7 protein-coding genes and 1 pseudogene are annotated in these 21,655 nt (G+C 63.1%); 3 read left to right on the forward strand and 5 right to left on the reverse strand.

Going from position 1 to position 21,655, the window contains the following annotated elements:
• The 3 genes from ABJZ52_RS06890 to ABJZ52_RS06900 all read right to left on the reverse strand — a co-directional run.
• Positions 1-15,216: ricin-type beta-trefoil lectin domain protein (locus ABJZ52_RS06890; protein ID WP_348487698.1), on the reverse strand; the 15,216-nt coding region annotated here is incomplete at its 3' end.
• A gap of 77 nt (positions 15,217-15,293) precedes the next feature.
• Positions 15,294-17,231: a hypothetical protein gene (locus ABJZ52_RS06895; RefSeq protein WP_348415834.1), complete on the reverse strand. Its 1,938-nt coding sequence runs from the start codon at positions 17,229-17,231 to the stop codon at positions 15,294-15,296.
• 29 nt (positions 17,232-17,260) lie between these two features.
• Entirely contained in the window at positions 17,261-17,542 is a 282-nt protein-coding gene (locus ABJZ52_RS06900) for a hypothetical protein (RefSeq protein WP_348415832.1), read from the reverse strand.
• Positions 17,543-17,820: 278 nt separating this feature from the next.
• Here ABJZ52_RS06900 and ABJZ52_RS06905 point away from each other — a divergent pair, with 278 nt between their 5' ends.
• From ABJZ52_RS06905 to ABJZ52_RS06915, 3 genes and pseudogenes are all read left to right on the forward strand, one after another.
• A complete protein-coding gene (locus ABJZ52_RS06905) occupies positions 17,821-18,870 on the forward strand; it encodes a helix-turn-helix domain-containing protein (RefSeq protein ID WP_348415830.1) in 1,050 nt (349 codons plus the stop codon).
• A 259-nt stretch (positions 18,871-19,129) separates the two neighbouring features.
• On the forward strand, positions 19,130-20,299 hold the full coding sequence (locus ABJZ52_RS06910; protein WP_348487699.1) for a tyrosine-type recombinase/integrase: 1,170 nt from the start codon (positions 19,130-19,132) through the stop codon (positions 20,297-20,299).
• 43 nt (positions 20,300-20,342) lie between these two features.
• Positions 20,343-20,638 (forward strand): annotated as a pseudogene (locus tag ABJZ52_RS06915) (integrase core domain-containing protein); the annotation flags it as partial.
• Positions 20,639-20,896: 258 nt separating this feature from the next.
• Here the strand turns inward: ABJZ52_RS06915 and ABJZ52_RS06920 are convergent.
• Entirely contained in the window at positions 20,897-21,445 is a 549-nt protein-coding gene (locus tag ABJZ52_RS06920) for a hypothetical protein (RefSeq protein WP_348415826.1), read from the reverse strand.
• A gap of 23 nt (positions 21,446-21,468) precedes the next feature.
• Positions 21,469-21,588 (reverse strand): type II toxin-antitoxin system prevent-host-death family antitoxin, encoded by a 120-nt coding sequence (locus ABJZ52_RS06925; RefSeq protein ID WP_348199538.1) that lies wholly within the window; start codon positions 21,586-21,588, stop codon positions 21,469-21,471.
• Between the last annotated feature and the right edge of the window lie 67 nt (positions 21,589-21,655).

Raw genomic sequence — 21,655 nt, forward strand, 5'->3', positions numbered from 1 at the left:
CTCATAGCCGTTCTTGCCCAGCCCGAAAGGTTCCGGCCCCGGCTGCATCAGGTGATCGCCCTTCCCGCCCTTGGCCGCATAGCGGATGAAGGGCAGCGGCGTCGACGCCGCCTCGGCAATTTCCAGCCCCGGCGGGGTGAAGCGGGGCTGGGCGGTGCCGGCGGACCATGTCTGGACATTGTCGCCGGGCGCCTTGCAGGACGAAAGAACGGCGGCGACGCCGTCCTGACCCGAGGTGGCGGCGAGGCCCAGGCATTTGCCGGAATCGACATGGACGATCTGCATCGGGCGAGCCGGATCGGCGGCCTTGGGGGCGGTGCCCTGCCAGGTCGCCTTGAATTGCTGCGCCCGGGTATAGGCGCAGCGCGCCAAGGTCACGCCGGCCTTGTCCGCATTCAGGCAAAGCTTGGTGCCGTCCTTGGTCCCGCCGTCGAAACGCAGGGTGCCGTCCTGCCAGAACGAGAACTTGGGCCTGTCGTGATCGTGGCAGAAGGACGCGCGCACAGCTGTGCCCACTTTGGCCTCGCCGTCCAGGCAGCTCAAATTCTTGGCCGTCGCCAGGTATAGGCCCGCGTAGCCGTCCGTCTGGGCTTCCGGATAGGTTGGCGCCCAGGCGGCAACACCTTCATAAGCATAGCCGGCGCGTCCGGCCTTACCGCCGAATTCGTCGAAATCGGCAGTCAGCAGGTGATCGCCCCGGGCCTTGTTGACGTAGCGATGGAGCGCCACCGTTCCAGGCTGCTTGTCCCCATGCAGATACCCGGCGACGCCCTGATAGGCGTAGCCCTCTGCGCCGTATCCCAGTTCGCGGAAGTCGGGGGTCCAGAAATGATCGCCCGTGGCCTTGTGATGATACTGGTAGAGCGGCGCCGTGCCCGCAGCCCGTCCGGCCCAGACATAGCCCTGCGCCGTTTCCATGGCGTAGCCGTCCCGTCCCAGCCCCAGGGCATCCGGCCCCACGGTCAGGCGATGATCGCCGCTTTTCGATTTGGCGCTGACGTAACGGATCAGCGGCAGCGGATCAGTCTTGACCACCGGCGCGTCCGCCCCAGGTGCGGAGAACGCAGGCACCGCGCCATGAGCCCACCAGGTGCCGCGCCGGTCGTCCTTGGCGAACTTGCCGCAGGGCGCCATCACGGCGGCCACGCCGTCGCGGCCCGATCCGTCGGCCAAGGTCATGCACGCCCCGGACAGCCAATGGGACAGCCGCATCGCCGTGCGCCCGTCGGGCTGTCCCGGCGCCTTGCCGCCCTGCCACTCGGGTGTCCAGCGCTGGGCCAGGCGGTTGTCGCAGGCCGCCATTTCCGGCGGCGCCGTGCCTGCCCGGTCGGTCGTCATGCATTTGCCGCCGCTCAGATCACGCAGCGTGCCGTCGGTCCAGAACGCCAGGGGTTGGTCCCCTTCGTCCTCGCAGCGGCGGGACGACAGGCCGCCGTCGCCACCTCGGGTCAGGCACACCATGCCGTCCCGGTTGGCCAGGTAAACCTTGGCCCATCCTTTGCGGACTTCCGCGCCCGTGTCCGGGGTATAGGCCGCGACGCCTTCGTAACGATACCCGTTCTTGCCGTTGGCACCGTCCAGTTCTTCCCCGTCCGTGGTCACCAGGTGATCGCGGCGGGATTTGTTGAAGTAGCGGTGCAGCGGCAGCAATCCCGGCCCCTTGGCCGACTGGACATAACCCAGCACCCCGTCGAACCGATACCCGTCCGTGGCGAACCGCAGTTCATGGAAATCGGCCGTGTACATGTGGTCGCTGTCCTTCGTCGCGACATAGCGGTAGAGCGGCACCAGATCGGCCGCCGCCCGGGTCGCATGAACGCGGCCCATGACGACGTCGGGCAGGAATCCATCCTTGCCCCGGCCCAATTCATCCAGGCCCAGCACCAAGCGATGATCTCCTCCCTTGGCTTTGGGGTTAACGTAGCGCACCAGCAACTGCGGGTCCGACGGCCGCACCGGCGCGTCCGTGCCCGGCAGGACATAGGCGGGAACCTCTTGACCTGCGGTCCAGAATTGCCCGCCGGCCTTACCCTCGGCGGCGCATTTCGCGAGAACGGCCTCGACCTCGTCGCGGGCGCTGTCGTCGGCCAGCCCCAGGCATTTTCCGCTCTGCCGATGAACCAGTTGGAAGCGGGCCGCCGGATCGGGGCGCGACGGCTTCTTGCCGATCCACCGGACATCCCATTGCTGGCCCGGCGAGTAATCGCAGGTATAGGTCCCCACGTCGGCCGCGTTGCCGCTTTGGCGGCTGATGCCCAGGCACAGATCCTTGGGATCGTGGCGCAAGGTGCCGTCGGACCAGAAGGTGAACCGCATGTTGCCATCATCAGCGCAGAGACGTGAGTCGAGCCCCCCACCGGCCTGAGCCTGGGCGTTGAGGCAACTGAAGTTCCGGTTGGTCGCGACGTAAAGGTTGCGGAAGGCCGGCGACGGCGTCTCGTCATAGGCCGGAACATGGGCGACGACCCCGCCGCCCGCATAGCCGCCCTTGCCGGCGAATTCACCCTTGTCGACGGCCAGGACATGGCCGCCGTCGGCACGGGTGTCGAAACGATGCAGCGGCACCGTCCCGGACTTGGCGGCGGGATAGACGAAACCGGCCAGGCCCAGATAATCGAACCCGTCGCGCCCGAATAGCAGGTCGCGGAAATCGGTGGTATAGCGGCGCACATGGCTTTTGCCCCGGCCGTATTCATACAGCGGCACCGTGCCGGGTGCGCGGGTCTTGAAGATGCGGCCCTGGGCCCGTTCGATCATCAGATCGCCCTTGCCGGCGCCATGGGTCTCAGCCCCCGCTGTCTGCAGGTAGGCGCCGGATTTCCCGTCGCGGTAGCGCACGAAGGGCACCGGGTCCGACGCCCTTTCCGGCCGGTCCAGACCCGGCGGGGTGAACGGTTTAACCCAACCGATGACCCCCTGATAGCGATAGCCGTCGCGACCGCGCTTGCCGTCGAGTTCGGCGAAGTCGGTGGTGACCCGCGTGTCGCCCGTGGCCTCGTTGACATAGCGATGAAGGGCGACGGTCCCCGATGCTTCCTTGGCCTGGACGTAGCCCAGGATGCCTTCATAGACGTAGCCGTCGGTACCATACCAACGTTCCGAAAAATCGGTCGCCACGTAGGTGTCGTTCCGGGACGCGCTGAAATACCGGTAGAGCGGCACCGTGTCCTTGGCCCGCTTCGGCCAGATGTGTCCCAGGTAGCGGTCGGGCACATAGCCGCCCGCCCCCTGGCCGAATTCCTTGTCGCCGGCGGTCAGGCGGTTATCGCGGGTCTTGGCGTTGACGTAGCGCGTTAGGATCACCGGCGTGGATTGCACCACCGGCGTGTCCGCGCCGGGGGCCTGGAATTCCGGCACCCAGCCGACGATGGCCTGCGGCGTGTACCCGGGCTTGGCGTCTCCGTCGCGCGCCAGCATGTGTTCGCGGTTGGCCGACGAATGATAAAGGCGCAGCGCCACCATGCCCGGCCGCTGCTTGTCATAGACCCAGCCGGCGATCCCCTGATAGGCCCAACCGGCCTTGCCCCAGGCCAGGCCGTCGAACGTCGTCGTGTAATAGGTGTCGTTGTTGCCCGCGTGGAAATAGCGGTACAGCGGCACCGTGTCCTTGGCCTTCTTGGTAAAGATCATGCCCAGGGGTTTGTCCAGGACATAGCCGTCCGCCCCCTCGCCCATTTCGCCGAACCCGCGGGCGATCACGTGATCGCCGGTGCCCGGATGGCGGTAACGCAACATCATCTCGGGCTCGGACTTGACCGCCCGGTCCTTGGCCCCCGGCGGCGTGAAGGCAGGAACCCAGCCCTCGACCTTGACGTAGCTGAAGCCCTTGGCGCCTTTCTTTCCACCGAACTCCTCGAAGTCCGTGGTCAGCAGGTTATCGTTGGTCGCGCCGTTGCGGTAGCGATGCAGCGCCACCGTACCCTTCTGTTCCTTGGCATAGACGTAACCTTCGATGGCCACGTATTCATAGCCTTCCTTGCCGTACCACAATTCCTGGAAATCGGTGGTGAAGATGTGGTCCTGCTTGGCCCCGTTCCAGTAACGGTAAAGCGGCACCGTGCCCTTAACCCGCCCCGGGAAGATGGCCCCGGCGACGCCGTCGCGGACGTAGCCGTCACGGCCGTCACCCAGCTGCGCCGGATCGGCGGTGTACAGATGGTCGTTAGCCTTGGGATTGAAATAGCGCAGCAAAGGCACGGGATCGACGCGCACGATCTTGGCATCCTTGCCCGGGCCGTAGTCGGGTCCCGGAAAATGTCCCAGCCCGATCGTCTTGCCGTACCGGCGCTGGGTGATCGGCAGGGTGCCCGGGCGCTTGTCGGGGAAGACGTATCCGGCAATGCCCGCGAAATAGATTTCCGGCGAACCATAGCCGTATTCCTTGAAGTCACCGGACAGGATATCGGGCGCCTGACGGCGGCGGTTCTCGATACGGCCGTACAAATACAGCGGCATCGTGCCTTCGGCCGGCTTGGGGAAGACCTGGATGTTCTTGTCGAACGCCAGGGGCACCGGGTTCGACGGTTCCACTGGCGGCGTCAGCGGTGGCTCTTCCTTGGGCAGGTAGCCGGCGGTTCCCTCGAAACGCCAGGGTCCACTTGGGTTACGCCCCAGTTGGTCGATGTCGCCGGTGTAGAAGTAATTGGTGTTGTTGCTTTCGTGATAACGGAAGAACGGCACCGTGTTGGGGATTCCCCGATTGTAGACGTATCCCGCCACCCCATCGAAATTGAAGCCGCGCTGACCGCCGCGGAATCCGTTGGGCTCGGTTGTGTAGACATGGTTCTGTCCCTTCCGCGCCGTGCGCCAGAAACGGAACAGGGGCACCGTGCCGGGTGCGCGCTTGGCGAAGATCATCCCGACCTTGCCGTCATAGGCCCAGCCGTCGCGGCCGTTGCCGAACTGTTCCGGGTCCGCGGTATGGTAATACTCGTTGGTGCTGCGCTTCCAATAGCGCATGAACGGGACCGGCGGATCATTGCTGATCGGCGCCTTGTAGGCGGCTTCCAAGGCCTTGGCCTCCCGATCGAGCGCCGGATTGACCACGCGTCCCTTGAACGGGTCAAAGGGCAGCCAAAGATCCGTATGCTTGTCGCCGATGCGCCCGCATCCCCACAGAACGATCTTTCCCTTGTCAATTGCCAGACAAGCACCACCGCTGCCGTTCTTGCGGTGGGCGATAATCTGCCCCGTGGCCAGGAATTCCATTTTCAGCGCCCGCCACGAATTGCACGGCGCCAGGGTGACTTTACGGCCCTCCGTATATCCATCGGCCCCCATGCAGCCGCCCTTGCGATTCTGCAGCCTGCCGTCGCTGAGCAATCGCCATGCCTGGTTCCATTTGCCGTGGCAGCCATAGGGGATGAGTTCCTGACCATCCCTGTCCTTGGCATGGCGGATGTCGGCGCACCAGGACTTGTCCCGATTGGCGATGGAATAATGCCGCATCAGGACCTCGTTCGGAATCCAGCATCGCTTCAAACTGTTGTTCCAGCGCTCACTGCCCCGGCAGTCAGACGGCCGGGGGCAATCGCCCAGGCGCAACAGCTTGCAGTCCAACGACTTCAACCCCTTGATGATGTCGCCCGCCAAATTCCCGACGGCGCCGACCACCGCTTTGGCCGCGTTCGCCACGTCCCGCAGCCCCTGCTCCGCCACGTCGACGGCCTTATGTGCCAACTCCAGGACCCGCCCACCACATGCCACGGCATCCTTAGGCGACGGTAGGCTGATCTGCGGCTGAAACTTCACCGCGCGGATGAAATCCGAGGGTGCAGCCTTGTCCTGATTCATCTTCAACATCAGGTTCCGCATATCGCCGGCGCCCATGCTCGTGGAGGACGAGAACCGAGCACAAGGATGGGTCGAACGGAAGGCAACGTTGGTTTCCGTCAGGTTACCATCCAGGTCGAACAGGATATGGTCGGTGAAACCAAGCGCCGCTGTCGACATCTTCAGATTGATTTTATGGCTAACCGCGGCGGGATTGAGCTCGTAATGAAGTGTCGTCTCGCTGCGTGCAAGATTACCCACAGGCCCCAACGGCAGGCCGACATTGATTTCCGATTTGGAATCGAGCGTCAGCCCCGATTTGTTGTCGAGATAAGCCGTGGTTTCCGAGAACGGCAGCCCCAGGGCGTTGACCTTGCCGGTGATCTTGAAGCGGCTCGACGTGTCGCGTTGTTCCGCGCTCAGGCTGGCGCTTTCCAACGACACCAGCCCCAGGTTGATCTTGCCCAACTGGAAGGGGTGATCGACCAGATAGGCAAAGAAACTTTTACCCATGGCGGCGCCGATGGCCGCGGCGGGCAGAACCTCAACCGGATTGCTCGACGTCCAGGCCGGCTTGACCTTGGCCACGGCCGGTTCCTTCATGCGCGTGCCGAAGAAGCTGTGATCAATCTCCAGCGTCACCTCGCCGCCCTTTAGGAAGTCCACCAGCTTGCCGCGGAACTTGGCCCCGTGGATGAAGATCGGTGTCGACGACTTGATGGCGTCGAACACCACCTTGGGAATGCCCATGCGGGGGAAGACGTCGTCCGAGATCAGCTTGTCGATCTCTGTCTTGGTATCCGCCTCGACCAGGAATTCGCGCGCGCCCATCACGTCGCCGCTGTCCGTCTGCGCCAGGAACCGGGTCTTGATCAGGCGGCCCAGATCCCGTTCCAGTTCGAAATGGATGCGGTCCTTGGAAAACTCGATATCGATGTTTTCCTTGGCGCCCAGGAAGTTGGTGTTTCCCGACACCTTGAAATGAGGCAGTTGCTTGATGTTGGCGACGATGTCGACCTTGGCGTTCTGCACCTTCAGGATCGGCGGCACGGTGATGTCGGCAAGATCGCCTTTCAAAATCAGGCCGTCCGACAAGGTCAGACGCAGGTCCGCCCCGCCCAGGCGCTTCTTATTGCCGAACAAGGACATGTAGGCGCCGCCGCTGACACGCACGCCCATGGTATCCAGCGTATCGTCACGCCCGGGAATCTTGGCCCCCGGCGTGGCGAAAAAGATCACCGGATCGACGACGCTGAAGGTCGGCAGGGGCAGATCGTCCAGGCGGATGATGTCGAAAATGCTGCGCTTGAGGATTTCCGTCTGCAGGTATTTGGCGGCGTCGCGGGATGTCTTGTCGGGCAGAACCTTGAGAACCTCATTGGCCATCGGCCCGCCTAGGACACCCTTGAAATTCGCCTCCATCATTTCCAGCGACGTCCACTGGCTTAATTCGCCCTTGGCCTTGTAGGCGACAGCCAGTTTTTTCGGCAGGGGGATGGAGGTGGAGAAGTTGATGTTGACCAGGAAGTCCGCATCCGCCGTTACCGTGCGTTCCTGTTTGCGGCCCAAACCGGTCACGATCGCCGACGCGCCGACGCCGAATTCGACGCTGCCTTCCGAATCAAATCCGATCAGGATCGCCGGGTTGCGGAGGGTGTGGTTCTTGGAAATGCCGAACGGCTGATGCCAATCACCTTTCATGTTGGCCGCAAGCTTGAAACTGCCGGCCCAGGACACGGCGTCGAAGGAAGTATAGAGATCACCGCCGAACTTCAGTTTGTCGGACTTGCTGGGCGTGCTCAGGCGCGGCACGTCCAGGGTGATGTTACCGTTGACGCCAAGTCCCATCTGCAGCTTCGGCACGTCGACGAACAGGAAGCCCTCGGCGCCGACGTTGTCGATGGATACCAGCTGGCGCCAGGGTTGGCCCTCGGGCAGCTTGAAGTTAGGCAGGCGCATGTCCAGGCGCGCCTCGAGATTGCCGTCGAACACCCCCTTCAGGCTGCCGGCCAGCAGCAGCGGGCCGTCCACGGCCTTGAAGATATTGATATCGCGGGTCGCGACCTGACGGATCGCCGACGGCAGGTTTTCTTCCGACAGGGCCGCGATCAAGGACACCCCCGCACCGAATGGCAGGGTGCGTTTGTCGCCGCCCGATTTCGGCATCAGCCCCCCAACCATGGACAGCAAGCCCGGCGGCAAGTCGCCGGCGGGGACGTTCGACAAATCCGCCATGGAAATGGCAAAGACCGATTCAGGCAGGGAAATCTGGGCCGCCCCCTCCAACACCTGCTTGAACTTGCTGGCCGGGCCCGAGTTGCCGACCAGGTCCGTAATCTTGAACGGATCGGCCTTGACCAGGGCAATGGGCTTGCCGCCGTGCAGGAAGATCGCCCCCTCGCCGCCGATGCCCAGCTTGTCGATCCGCACCTTGCCGCCCAGGCCGCCGGTGCCGATCCACAGATTGGCGAAGCTCAGTTCGTTGATGCCCTTAAGCCCGCCGACCAGCGGCAGTTTGGCGACATCGACCTTGCCGGGAATCGTGAACCGCAATTCCGGGGCGGCGTTGGATTTGAGGGTCAGGGAACTGACGGCCTCGAATTCCTGCTTGTCGAGCCGCGCCATGGTCGAAAGCGACGCCTCCAACAACGCCCGACCTTCCGCCGTGCGCTCGATGGCGCCGCTCAGGGCCAGTTTGTTCAGCCCCAGAAACGGCAGACCGAAGGCCTTGTCCCAGTTGACCGTGGAGGTCGAACGCACGGCCAGCCGGAACGCCTTTCCGCCCGTGGTCTTTTCGATGTCGATGCCGCCATCGAAGGCCAGGGCATGCCCCGGAAGGGTCAGGACCAGGTCGCCTGCCATGCCGACGCGCAGCCTGACCTCGCCCGTGGACTGGCCCTTGATATCGGTGACCGGCGTGCCCTTGATCAGGAACGACGGCGCGCCAAGGGTCAGCACCTTGTCGATGCCGGGCAGATTGATGGCCGGCAGGTTGGCCTCCAGATCAACCGCGGCGACGGCCTGTTTCAGGGCATCACCGCTCAACCCGCGGCCGGTGCCGCCCGACCGGGATGCCAGAACGACGGACGGCAGAACCCCGGCGACCTCCAGGGTGTCTTCCTTGACCCCGACGAAGGCCAGGGCCTTTGCCAGGGGACTGTCGGCCTTGGGTTCGACGATGAAGCCCGCGCGCAGACCCTGGGACGGCGGCAAGGCGCCGCCGCGCGACACCAGTTTCAGGGCCGCCGTGACACTGTCCGGATAGGCGGCGTTTTCAGGATACGCGTCCTTGTCGCCGGGCACGTAGACCAAAGCCCCCCGGATCAGCTTGGCGTTGTCCAAAGGCGTGCCGCGCACACCGGGAATGAAGTCGGCGGCATCCACGCCTTCCGGCACCAGGGCGACGAAGGGTTTCTTATCCTTTTTGAAATCGAACACGGCCAGGGTCGTCTGGGAGCCGCGCAACTGGACCGTGCCGGAGATGACTTCCGAACCGATGCGGGCGTCGGTCAGGGCCAGATCACCGATCCCCGGCACCGAGGCGCCGATCAAGTCCTGAACCGTGATGTCCGATGTCACCGCCAGTTGCAGACGCGGATCGGCCTTGTTCAAATTGACGCTGCCGGTCAAATGCAGGCGGTCGCTGCCGCCCTCGACATCCAGGCCGACACCGTCCATCCGTGCCGCAAGCCGCAGACTGCCCGCGAGGCTCAGCGGCGAAACGCCCGGCAGAGTGACCTGCATGTCGCCGGTAATCCGGGTCACCAGCGCGACCGTCCCCTTGTCGGAAACACCCTGGATGCGCAACGTGGGATCGTTGAAAGAAACCACGTCGCGGACACCCGGCAGGTTTACGGCCGGCAGCTTGGTTTCCAGATCGACCTTCTGGATCAGGCCCGCGACGGCCTCCTTGGCGCGGTTCTTGATGGCGCTGTTGCCGCCACCGCCGCCGCCCGAGACCAGAGATTTCAGCGCCTCTACCGGCAACACGCCGGATAGTTTCAGCGGCTGCCCGCCCCCACTACCGGTGAAGGCGAACAATTTCTTCAGGGCCGGCAGATCACCGGGTTTGAGGAAGCTTTTCAGGTTAAGGCCGGGGCGGAACGTGGACCCGCCGCCGCCGAAGGGACTGAGCAAGGGACCGACGGCGGTTTTCACCTTGTCCGGCAGGGCCGCCACGTCGAACGGCAATCGCAGGGATTTGTTGTCACTCGATTTTCCGGGGATATAGGTGAACACAGCCTGCGGCAATGTCAGGCCGGCGATGGGCGACGATTCCAGGCCGGGGATGAATTCGGACGGCTTCAGCCCGGCGGCGGAGAACGTCACCGCCCAGCGCCCTTCCGTGCGGAACGCGCCGACCGTGGTCTCGAAACTCTTCAAGGCGATCTTGGCGATCAGATAATCCGTGTCCCGTTCGACCTCTTTCAGGTTCAAGTCGCCGATCACCGGGATGTCCACGCCGAGCAGGCTGGACAGGGTCTGTTCGCCCGAGAACTTCAGTCTGAAATCGCGCGGCGATCCGGGCAAGGGAAGCGAGGCCTCGATAAGCGCCTTCCGTCCGCCCGGATCGAGGGCCGAGCCCGCGAAGGTCAGCAGCCGCTTGCCCCCCTCCATCGGCTCGGTCATGAAGGATCCTTCGCCTTCATAGACGCGCCCCGGCCCCGGCAGGGTAAATCGGATCGAGGTATCGACGCGCGTGGTCAATCCCGCGTCGCTGCCCTTCAGCGCCAAAACCGGGCGCGACGGGAAATTGATGGCCACGGGGCCGATCTTGTTGAAATTCAGGGTCGGCAGGGTCGCCGTCAGATCAATCGCGGCGATCAGGTCCTTCGCCGACGCCGTGAAGGGATTGGCGCTGAACCGGCCTTCGATCTCGAGCGGGTCCGTCAGGCGGATGCCCAGACCGCCCAGCAGGTCGGCCAATTGGCCCCCTTGTTTCGGCTGCGCCATCAATTCGGCATTGAAGCCGTCGCCGACCTTGGCCAGGTCGAAACGCCCGACGAGTTCCGCCGGGAACCCGGTTTCGGACAAGGTCTCCTTGCGGCCCGAGGGCAGGTACAGGAAGGTCGTGCGCTCAAGCGTCGCCGCGTCCAGGGCCGTGCCGGCCACGGCGGGCAGGACCTGGGCTATATCCAGGTTCGCCGCCACCACGGCCAGGGCCGGCTTTTTATCGCGCGCGAAATCAAAGGCCGTGGCCTGGAACGTCGCGCCCTTGACCATGATCTCACCGCTGACCAGCCCGGCGCGGACGGCGGCCTTGGTCAGCGCCACATCCGACAGGCCCGGCACGTTCAGGCCCATGACATTGGCCAGGGTCAAGCCCTCGCCGTCGAGGGCGAGCGCCAGATCCGCCTTGCGTCCCCCGGCCGTGGCCAGCGCTCCGGCAAGGGTCAACTGCCCCGCCACGTTGTTGAGCCGCCCGATGCCGTTGACCGCCGCCGCCAGATTGCGGCTGCCGTCCACGGTGATCCTGATTTCGTGGTCCAGGCTGCCCGACGTGGGCGTGCCCGGCAGGACGAAATCGAAGGCGCCGGTGATCGCCGTGGTAAGGGCCGCGCCGTTCGCGCCCTCGCCGCCCGTCAGCTTGATCTGGGCCGCCCGTGACGACAGATAGTCACCGACCCCCGGCAGCTTGATCGCCGGAACCGGAATGGTGAGGTCCGTTTTCTGGATGATCTTGGCGACCACCGTCCCGGCCAATTTCTTGGCCTTGGCCGCCGCACCGCCGGAACCACTGCTTTTCCCCTTGGGCAGTTTGTCGCGGATAAAGGCAAGCGCCTCGCCCGGCATGACCGCCTTCAGCTTGAACGGTTTGCCGCCACCGCCGGCGCCCAGTTTGGTCAACAAGTCGGACAGCTTGCCCAACTTGGCCGGATCAACGGCCGACACCAGGTTCAGGCCGGGCAGGAGTTTGCCTCCGCCGCCCGAAGGCCCTGACAATTTGCCCGCCAGATGCTTGATCGGGTCTGGTAGGTTGCCCAACGACATGCCGTCCCCATTGCCCCCACCCAAGGTCGGCAGATAGGCGAACACGAGATCGCCCAGGCGCACATCCGCCAGCGGCGTCGCCCCCAGGCCGGGAATGACCGACAGGCCGGGCAGGTCCGAGACCTCCATCGTCATCAGCCGGGCCAGCGGATTTCCACCGCCGCCACCGCCATCGAGGGCCGCCAGGTTGACCGTGAATTTTGTGTCCCCTAGCGCCAGGGTTCCTTGGACATGGCCTAAAGACAATTTCGCTTCGGCCAGGCGCAAGCTGCCGATGCCGGGCACCTCCGTGCCCAGAAGGTCCGACAGGGTCAGGCCATTATCGATGGAAACGGTAAAATCCTTGGCCTTGGCGAGGTTCTTGAAATCAAGCGGGGCTTCGGCCCTCAGGCGCAGCTTGGCGGCGGCCTCGATATCGACCGTGGCCATGCGCTTGGCGCCCTGCCCGGTAATGCGCGCATCGACCTTGACCTGCTCATCACGCCCGACGATGGGAATGGTAAAAGTGCCCCCGGATTTCAGGGCCAGTTCCATCGCCCCGGCGGCGTCGCTGGTCAGCGCCAGTTCCGTCACGTCGGACAGCTTGAACAGATTTTCCAGCCCCGGCAGGGTCAATCGCGGCAACTGCGCCTTCAAGGACAATCCGGCCAGGACCTGGGGCGCACGCCCCCCGGCAATCGCCTTGACCACGGCGGCGGGAATATCGCCTGACAGGAAGGCCGTCTCCGTTTTCGGCACGCCTAGACGCCTGGCCAATCGTGCCAAGGGATCATCGCCGTCGAACGACAGGCGGCTGAGGAACGAAATCCCCGGCTTGAAAACGATGCCGCCGCCTTCCAGCGTTTTCTTCAAGGACTGCGCCATGGCGTCCGGAAGGCCGTCGATCGCCTCCGCGCCAGTGCCGGGCTCGGCAATAAGGACCGCCGTTTCCGGTAATTCCAGACCGGCCAGGGGCGTGCGGTTCAACCCCGGTAGATAGGCCGCCGGGCGCACCCCGCGGCTGACGTCGATCACGGCCAGACGGGCATCCGGCTTATCGACGATGGTGATGGTCGACCGGGCATTGCCCCGGCCCAAGCTGCCGGAAATGACCCTACGGCTCAGATAGACGTTCTGAATTTCCAAATCCGCCAGGCCTGGCACCTGGAGGTGCGACAGATCCCCCAACCGAAATCCGCCGGCCAGTGCCAGACTCAGGTCAACCGGACGCTTGTTGCGGATGGCCCCTGTCAGGGTGACCCTCTGGCCGCCCCGGATATCCTCGCCTTGGGCATCGACCTCGTCACCCTGCCAGCGGAATGCGCCGTCGGACCGGGCCGCGGCGGCGAATTCGAAGCGGCGCGGCGCCTTGGCCCCCGGCAGCGTCAACGTACCGCCAAAATCCAACCCCGCCGACACCTTGCCCGACGAACCGCCCTCGAAGACGAATTCCGCCCGGTCGGCGAGACGGAACAGGTTGCTCAAGCCGACCCCCTCCAACCCCGACACCTCACCCCGCAGGCGCAGGGTCGCCAGGATGCGCTTCAATCGCCCGCGCGCATCGCCACTGCGCCAGGCCTCGGCCGCGGGCTCATCCGGTTCGTCGAACACCAGGGGATCGATCTGGCCGACAATCTTGATGCCGCCTTCATTGGCCCGCCCTTGGCGGAACAGCGACAGCAAGGTGGAAAACGGATGCTTTTCGGCAAAACCGGAGGCCTGAAACAGGTTCATCCCCGGCTTGGCGCTGCTCAGATCCTTGTCCGTGAAGAATTCCTGGAACAGGGTTCGGAACGGTTTCGGCAAGTCCGACAGTTTGGGCGGCCCCCGCCCCTTGGGCACGTAGAGGTACACGGCGCGTCCCGTCTCGACCTTGCCCAGGTCACCCAGGGCATTTTGGGGCACCAGCATCTCGATGCCGCCGCCATCGACGGACAAGGCCACATAGGCGGCGTCATTGTTGGTGACGGGGCCGATGACCAGCTTCGCCGGCTGGCCGCGGATGATCGTATCGACCGACACGGCGCGGCCCGTGGTCAGCTTCGGCACACTGCCAAGCTTGATCTCATCGAACCCGGGAATGTCCAGGCCGGCGACGGCTTCCAGGGTGTTGCCGTCCAGCTTAAATAGATTTTTGCCGTCTTCCTCGTCCAATTCACCGGCGATGGGGATGCGCTCGCCCGAGCGCTCGCCGTAACCTTCGGCCCGCAGCTTGGGCACATAGGCATCGTCCAGCGAGAACAGGAAATCGATCTCCTTGGCCTGGGCGCCATCGACCTTGATGTTGCGCAGGTCGCGCGGGCCCGCCTTGGCGGTCATCCGGAATACGGGCTCGCCATCGCCGGACACGGCGTCGAAATCGAGCGTCCCGGCGGCTTTGACCTTACGCGCGCCAAACCCGAACCGGGCCGCCGCCGTTCCCGTCATGTCCAACCGCCCATCCTTGTCCGGTGCGATCGTCAACGCCAGGTCGGCGGCGTCGACGTAACGTCCGATCTTCGGCGGCCGGAATCCTTCCAGGTTGAACGTCAGCTTTATATCGTCATCCGTGACGTCCGGCCTTGCTTTCGTCACGCCGAGCCCGACCAGGCGGCGGAACATGCGGTAGCTTAGACGCCCCTGAACGAGGACTTCCTTCTCCTTGAAGTCCAGGGCCTTATCCAGATTGTCCAGGAACGAATTTTCACGGATGACCAGCCGGGCAAAGATCAGCCCGCCCGCGGGCAGGTCCATGGCGCGGCGCTTGGCGGTGATGAACTTCTTCAGATAGCGGGTTGTCGCGGGGGGGATGCTTAGTTTGGACAGGCGGGTCTCGCGGGCTTCCGAACTGTAGATCAGCACGGCGTCCTTGAGCACCAGATCGACGGCGCCGGTCCGGCCGGCCGCTTCGGCGAACAGGCGAAGGGGCAGGCTCTCGCGCTTGTGCAGGAAATGATAACTCCCCTTGACCGTGTCATCGTCCTGCCCTGGCGCGGTTACGGACGAAGCGGCGGGGGACGGTGGTGCGGGGGCGTCCAAGGGGCGGCTTTCCACCTTGTCCACGGGCGCCGGGGTCGGGGCGCCGGGGACGGCGGGCTGAGTTTGCGGGGGCGTCTGCCCGTCCGGTGTGGTCGCAGACGGCACCGTGTCGTCGTCCTTCGCCCCTTCGGACAAATGGAAAAATTCGAGCTCGCCCTTGTTGCCGGACAATTTAAGGGTCCGCGCCTTGCCGTCCTGGCCCAGGCGATCCAGGTCCAGTCCCTTGAACAGGCCGGATTTCTTGAACGCCTTGGTGATTTCCTTCTGCAGCTCGGATTCCGCCGACGACGGCGTCCCGGCATCCGGCGCCGTCACCTTGGGTGCCTCGACGTTGGGCGCCGTGACGCTGGGTGCGGTAAGGGCAGGCGCGCCGGGAACCGGGGTTTGCGCCTGGGACAAATCGGTGGGAAATACCGCCAGGATCCCAGCCGCCGCCAATGCCGCGACGGTGGTCAAAGCGCGTGTTCGAGGCCGGACCAATCCGTCCCTGCGCGCGGCGTGATTAAGCATGCCGCAATCCCTAAATCGACCACTCAGTTGAAATAGAAGTACCGGAGCAGTTCCGGGAAAAACCCGTCCTCATACGTGTTGAGGAACCCGTTCCCGTCGTTGGCCAACAGGCGATCGAAATCACCATCCTTGTCGTCATCTGAGAATTTGAGGTCGCCGTCGCGAAACTCGCGATACAGATCGGAATAGGACAGGCCGACCAAGGCCTTGGTCAGGTTGCTGGTCGGGTCGAACCAGTTGCGGAACCTTTGACGTAACTGGCGCATGATATTGCCGTCCGTCTTCACCCCTTGTTCCCCGGCGGCGGCGTCCACGTTTTCCCGATCGTCCAGGCTTTCGGCCAGACGCGGCGTGACCAGGAAGATCAGCGAGGTGTCTTCCGTGGTCGATGTCTTCGAGCTGAAGAAATACTGCAACAGCGGCACGCGGCCCAGAACCGGCACGTCGTCCGACGACTTCGATTTTTCCTCTTCCGTGCCGCCCCCCAAAACCAGGGTCTGGCCGATGGACAGGATGGCGGTGCTGCTCAGGCGGTTCTTCAGGGTCGGGATGACGCGGTTGAAGGTGACGCTGGACGTCGATGTAGTGAAGGAATCGAACTCGGCCTTGGTTTCCAGCCGCACCCTGCCGCCGTCGAGAATTTCCGGCGTCACCTCGAAGGAAATCCCGACCTCCTTGTCGAAGGAATCGGCGCCGTCTCCATCCACGGAATAGGTAACTTCCTGCCCCAGGAAAAAGCTGCCCGTCTCCCCTTCCAGCACGGTGATCGACGGCCGGGCCAGAACCTCGGTGCGGTTGTCCGTGTTGTTGGCGATGTTCAGGCTGTAATCGATGGAGCTTGAGGAATTGGTGCCCAAGGCGATCTTGAACGCCTTTTGGATCCGCTTGGTCGCGGTGCTGCCTGAGGTCCCGCTGTCCTGGGCGAACTGGAAAACGTCGCCGCTGAAACTCGCCTGAAGTTGGGAGATCAGATTGACGCCGCGCCGTTCGGACAGGGACGAGGCCTGGCGGATGATGATCGCATCGACGACCAGCATGCCCGGCAGTTTCTTCAATTCTTCAGGCTTTTCCGCGCTCTCGGCCGCTCCCTGTTGTCCCTTGGCCGCACCCGACGCGCTGCCCGGGGATTTGCTGGACGGCACCCCGGCGGGCGTCTTGCCACCGAAGAATTGGGCCTGCTGGATGTGGCCGCCGCCGCGTATGGCGGCATTCTTCAGGGCATTGTCGTGGAACCCATGCCACTGCTGCACCCGCATGTTCAGGTGCCGGGCCTCCTGATCGGAGACAAGGTCTCTGTATTTCTCGACGAACTTGTCGGCATCTTCGCGGTCGTTCAGGGCAGCATTGACCACGGCGCGGGCGCGCACGTTTTCAACCGTCTCGCCGGTCAGTTCGGCGGCCCGGTTCAGGAATGCCTCGGCGGCGGCGGCATCGAAATCCAGGTAACTGGCTTCGGCCAGGGCCTCGAAGATTTCCGGCGAGTCATCCTTGATCAACGCCGCCTCACCCAGCCAGCGCAGGGCCTCGTGGTGCTCGCCGCGACGCATGTGCCACAGGCCCAACCGATAGGCCGACGGCCAGTGGCGCAGATCGTTGTTCAACGCGGCAATATAACCGGATTGGGCCAATTCGCTTACCCGTGCCCCTTCGCTGCGGCTGCGCAGTTCGTAGACATAGGCATTGAGGAAATGCAGGTCCGAATCGGTCGGCGCCAGGTTGAGCGCCTGATTAAGGATGAAGTTGGCTTCCGGAAGCGCCCCTCGACGGACCGCATCTAGAGCTTTCCACAAGGGCTTTTGGTAATCGTTCTCGGTCAGCTTCAGGTGCGTTTTCGGCTTGGCCTCTGCCAATTCCGCGCCACCAATCCCCGTGGCAAGCCGCGGTTCATCCCCGGACATCTGCATACAACCGCCCAGCATGGACACGCCGACCATGGCCGCAACCAGTGTGTACTTATTCATTTTGGATACGCTCCGCACTGGATGCCGACTTACTTCGCGCTGCCGGGAAGGACAGTGACGTCGTTGCCCAACTTCGCCGCACGGAACCCGACGGGCACCCAACGCCCCCGTTCTTCGTCCAGGACCCAACTGCGGCCCGTTTTGCTATCGATCATCATCGTGCCGTTGACCGTGCGCGGCCCTTTGTCTGCGTCGATATCGCGCTTGATGTTGACGATGCGGTAGCGTCCCTCGTCATCATCGGCCCAGGCCGGATCGGTCGCCCAAGCTGATACGGCCAATGCCATCATGGTCGCTGCGATAAACCTCATGCCGTTCTACCCCCTTGTTGGAAATCTTTTTTCAGAAACCGCGCGGACGCGATTCACGACCCGAAGACGGCATGTTCCGGACCGATCAGGGCAAAGCATATTTGTTTTCCCTCACGCATGTTTGACTGAGCGTCTCAAATTTCTTGATCCCCCCCAGGACGGAGGATACCTTTTCAGCTATGCAGAGCGCGGGCCGCCCGCCCCCATTTGGGTGTTCATGCGATGACAGTGGACCAGTCCCCTATCGGGATGAACAAGTCCCATCGGCGGTATCGGCCATGAACGCAATCAGCAAATCCCAATTTTCGACCACCCGCCTGCCAACCGATCAACGGTTCGATATCTGGCGGGAAAGCATTTCAGCCCTATTCGACGTCACGCCACCGGTCCGCGCTGCGGCGGACGGCTTTGATGCCTCGCTGACCAGTTTTCTCCTGAACGATCAGATCATGTTCAGCCGCTGTGAAACGAAGGCACAGCGGTTCGAACGGGATTCCCTTCGGGCATCCAAGGACGGATTGGATCATTTTCTGATTCAGACCCACCTCAAGGGCGGTCAGGAAGTGCGCCGTGGACGACACCATTCAGAGGCCGACGTCGGCGACCTGCTGATCATCGACCTGGCGGAACGTCACGTGGCGGAGACGTCCGATTTCTCGCATCTGACCCTGGTCGTGCCGCGACCACTCCTCGCACCCTACCTGCGCCGACCGGACAGCCAGGAAGGCCGCGTCCTCAAGGGCGCCGATCCCTTGACCGCCATGGCGGTCAATCATCTGAAAATGCTGTTTTCCATGTCTGACGGCCTGACCGAGGAAAGTGCTGCCCTGTCGGTCGAACCGACGCTGGCGCTGATGGCCAGCGCCCTGAACGGCTCCGCGGACGATGTCGAAAACGCCGCCGCCGCCGCCGCCGCCAGTCTTCTGCATCGAGCCAAGTCGGAGATCGAGCGCAATCTGGCGTCGCCCGACCTGTCGGTTTCAACTTTGTGCAGCGCCGTCGGACTGTCCCGGGCCGGGCTTTACCGCCTGTTCGCCCCTTACGGCGGAGTCCGGGCCTATATCCAGGACCGCCGCCTGCGTCGCGCGGCCGCGGACCTGGTTTCGCTCCGCCACCATCAAAAATATGTTTATGACATTGCCTTCAACTGGGGTTTCGCCAGCGAGGCTCATTTCTCGCGCGCCTTCAAGGCCCGGTTCGGCATGTCACCCAAGGACGCCCGCGACCTGGGACGTACCGGCGTGGACTTGGATGCTCAAATGTCCGACACACCGCAGATCGGTGATCGCGACTACGAAATCTGGCTGTCACAGACGCTCAAACTCTAACTTACCCACGACAAAAAACGCCTTAGCGGTTACCCACTAAGGCGTTGAATTTGTTGGTTGCGGGGGCAGGATTTGAACCTGCGACCTTCAGGTTATGAGTTTGATGACTCATACCCTGCTCCGCATTGTCCGGCATTGCTATTGTTTGTAATATATTGTTTTAAAACATTTTATATAAAATTTATCGTTGACTTCGATTACCCACCATGGCTCGAATGGGTAAGCATGATCTTACCTCACGCTTACCGGAGCCGCAATCATGGCCAGACTCACGAAACGCGACATCGACCAGACCAGCGCCACAGTCAAGGAGGTGGTTCTCTGGGATTCCTCCCTTCCCGGCTTCGGCGTGCGCATCAAGCCGTCGGGCGTGAAATCGTTCGTGATCCAGTATCGCAATCGGCATGGCCGCAGCCGGCGGGTGACCCTCGGGCGGTACGGGGTCATGACCCTGGAGGAGGCGCGGACGGAAGCACGCCAGCAATTGAGCGCCGTTTCCCGCGGCAGCGATCCCCGCCAGGACCGGGACGAGGGCCGGTCGGCCATGACCATCAAGGACCTCGCCGACCGTTATATGAGCGATCACTGCGAGGGCCGGTGCAAGGAAAGCACCATCAAGGCCCACCAATGGCTGCTCGACCGGTTCATCATTCCGGCCTTGGGCCGGCGCAGCATCCATGAGCTGCGCCACTCGGACGTGGATCGTCTCCATCAAAGCCTCAAGGAGACCCGCTACAACGCCAACCGGGTTCTGGGGCTGCTCAAGGCCATGTATGGCCGCGCGCGGATCTGGGGTCTCGTCGAGCCCCATGTCGATCCGACGACTGGTGTCCGGCCGTTCCGCGAGACGCGCCGGCAGCGCTTCCTCTCCATGGAGGAACTGAAGAAACTGGCGATCACTCTCGACCTCGCGGAACAGGACGGCACCATCAGCCGGACCGTGGGCGCCGCCTATCGCCTGCTGGTGCTCACGGGCGCCCGCCTCAGCGAAATCCAGAAACTGAAATGGGAAGAGGTCGATCTTGCGAACGACCTTATCCTGCTCAAGGAGCACAAGTCGGATCGGCATGGCGCCAAGGCGATCCCCCTGAGCCAGGCGGCGAGCCGAATATTGGAGAGCATCGAACGCGTCGACGAAAATCCTTACGTCTTCGTCGGCATGAAGGAGAACCAACATATCACCGATCTGCAGCGCCCCTGGCGCCGGATCCGCTCGCGGGCCGGCCTTTCAGATGTCCGCATTCACGATCTGCGGCATACCTTCGCCTCCATGGGCATCAGCGTCGGTGGCTCCCTGCCGATTATCGGCGGCCTGCTTGGACATCGAACACCGCAGGCCACCGCCGTCTATGCTCACCTCGCCGCCGATCCGCTACGGCAAACGACGGAGCAGGTGGGGACCGTGATCGGGAACGCCTTTGGCCTCTGAGAAAAATCGCTGGGGACGTCGCCTCCCCGCCTCCGTAAGTTAACGGGAATATTGCGGCCGGCCCGACCGCCATCCCTACGAGCTGTTCCTGCAACTCGAAGAGATCGAGCACCGCACCACGAAGGTGCACCGCCCGCAGTCCAACGGCTATGTCGAGCGCCTGCACCGCACGCTCCTCGACGAGCACTTCCGCGTCATGGGCCGGACCAAGTTCTACGAGGGCAACACGAGATACAGGCCGACCTGGACGCCTACCTCGTCACCTACAACACTAAGCGTCCCGACCAAGGCCGCAAGATGAACGGCAGGACGCCCACCGCCGTCTTCATCGCGGGCCTGCCCAAGGGCAAAACGGAAAGGAAGAAACGAAGCCAAAGGCCGCTTAAACTGACCCCGCCGGAGCGGCAGGTGTCAGGTGATTACCGTCTCTGTACACGCAGCGCGAAGGCGATCTGCTCACCTGTGAACTTCGACGTCTTCATGGCAAATTCCTCCAATCTCAAACGCTTCGAATTTGCCAGAATCTCTCATTCTCAATGGACGTATTCTCAGGGACAGGGTCAACTCCCTTTCTGCCATCGAGGTGGAAGTCCCACCTCATATTTGCACCTCCGCCAGAGAGGTCACGACGTCATAGTCCACGCCGAGCGTACCGAAGTGTTTGCGTCCGCAGGCGATCTTTTGGTTTTCCTTTGTGCGCCGTTCTTCGGAATCGAGCGTGCTCTTAGTTTCGCGCACGAAGTAGAGCTTCTCATCCCGTTCAGTCACAAACGCCCAATCGGGGTTGTACGGTCCGATTGGCGTGTCGATCTTGAACCATGACGGCAACTTGACGAACAGCTTGACGTTCTCGTTGCTGTCGAGGTCGCGGGCAAACTGCTTTTCCACCTCCGACTCATACTCGATCGCGTCAAAAAGGCACTTGGCGCGGTTCTGCACCTCGTAAAGGTTGCTCAGGTAGCGGATGATGCCTTCTTCCGCATCCTGTTCAATCCGGCTCATTTCCCAGTGTTGTCCGGCAACCTTTTCGTACTTGATTCCTTCCAGCATGAGGTCATGGAGCGCCCTCGAAATTTCCTTGGCGACCGCAACCATGAAAGCCTGTGGGTTGACCTTGAACTCGCTGAGACGGCCCGACCGCTTCAAGATGTCAGCTAAGGTATGACGGGTCAGTTCCGTACCACGACAACTGCGCGACCATGTTTCTCTATGGTGACTGGCTCCGCGCGTGCGATGTCGATCAATCGGCCGAAGCCGTTCTTCGCGTCCTTCGCAGACATGGTTTTCATGGCGACCGTCCAGTTTTGGCTATTCTGTCTATTTTGGACGAATTTGGCAACCAGTCGCCTGTGGCGA

The sequence above is a fragment of the Roseibium sp. genome, from assembly GCF_039982295.1.
Classification (GTDB): Bacteria; Pseudomonadota; Alphaproteobacteria; order Rhizobiales; family Stappiaceae; genus Roseibium.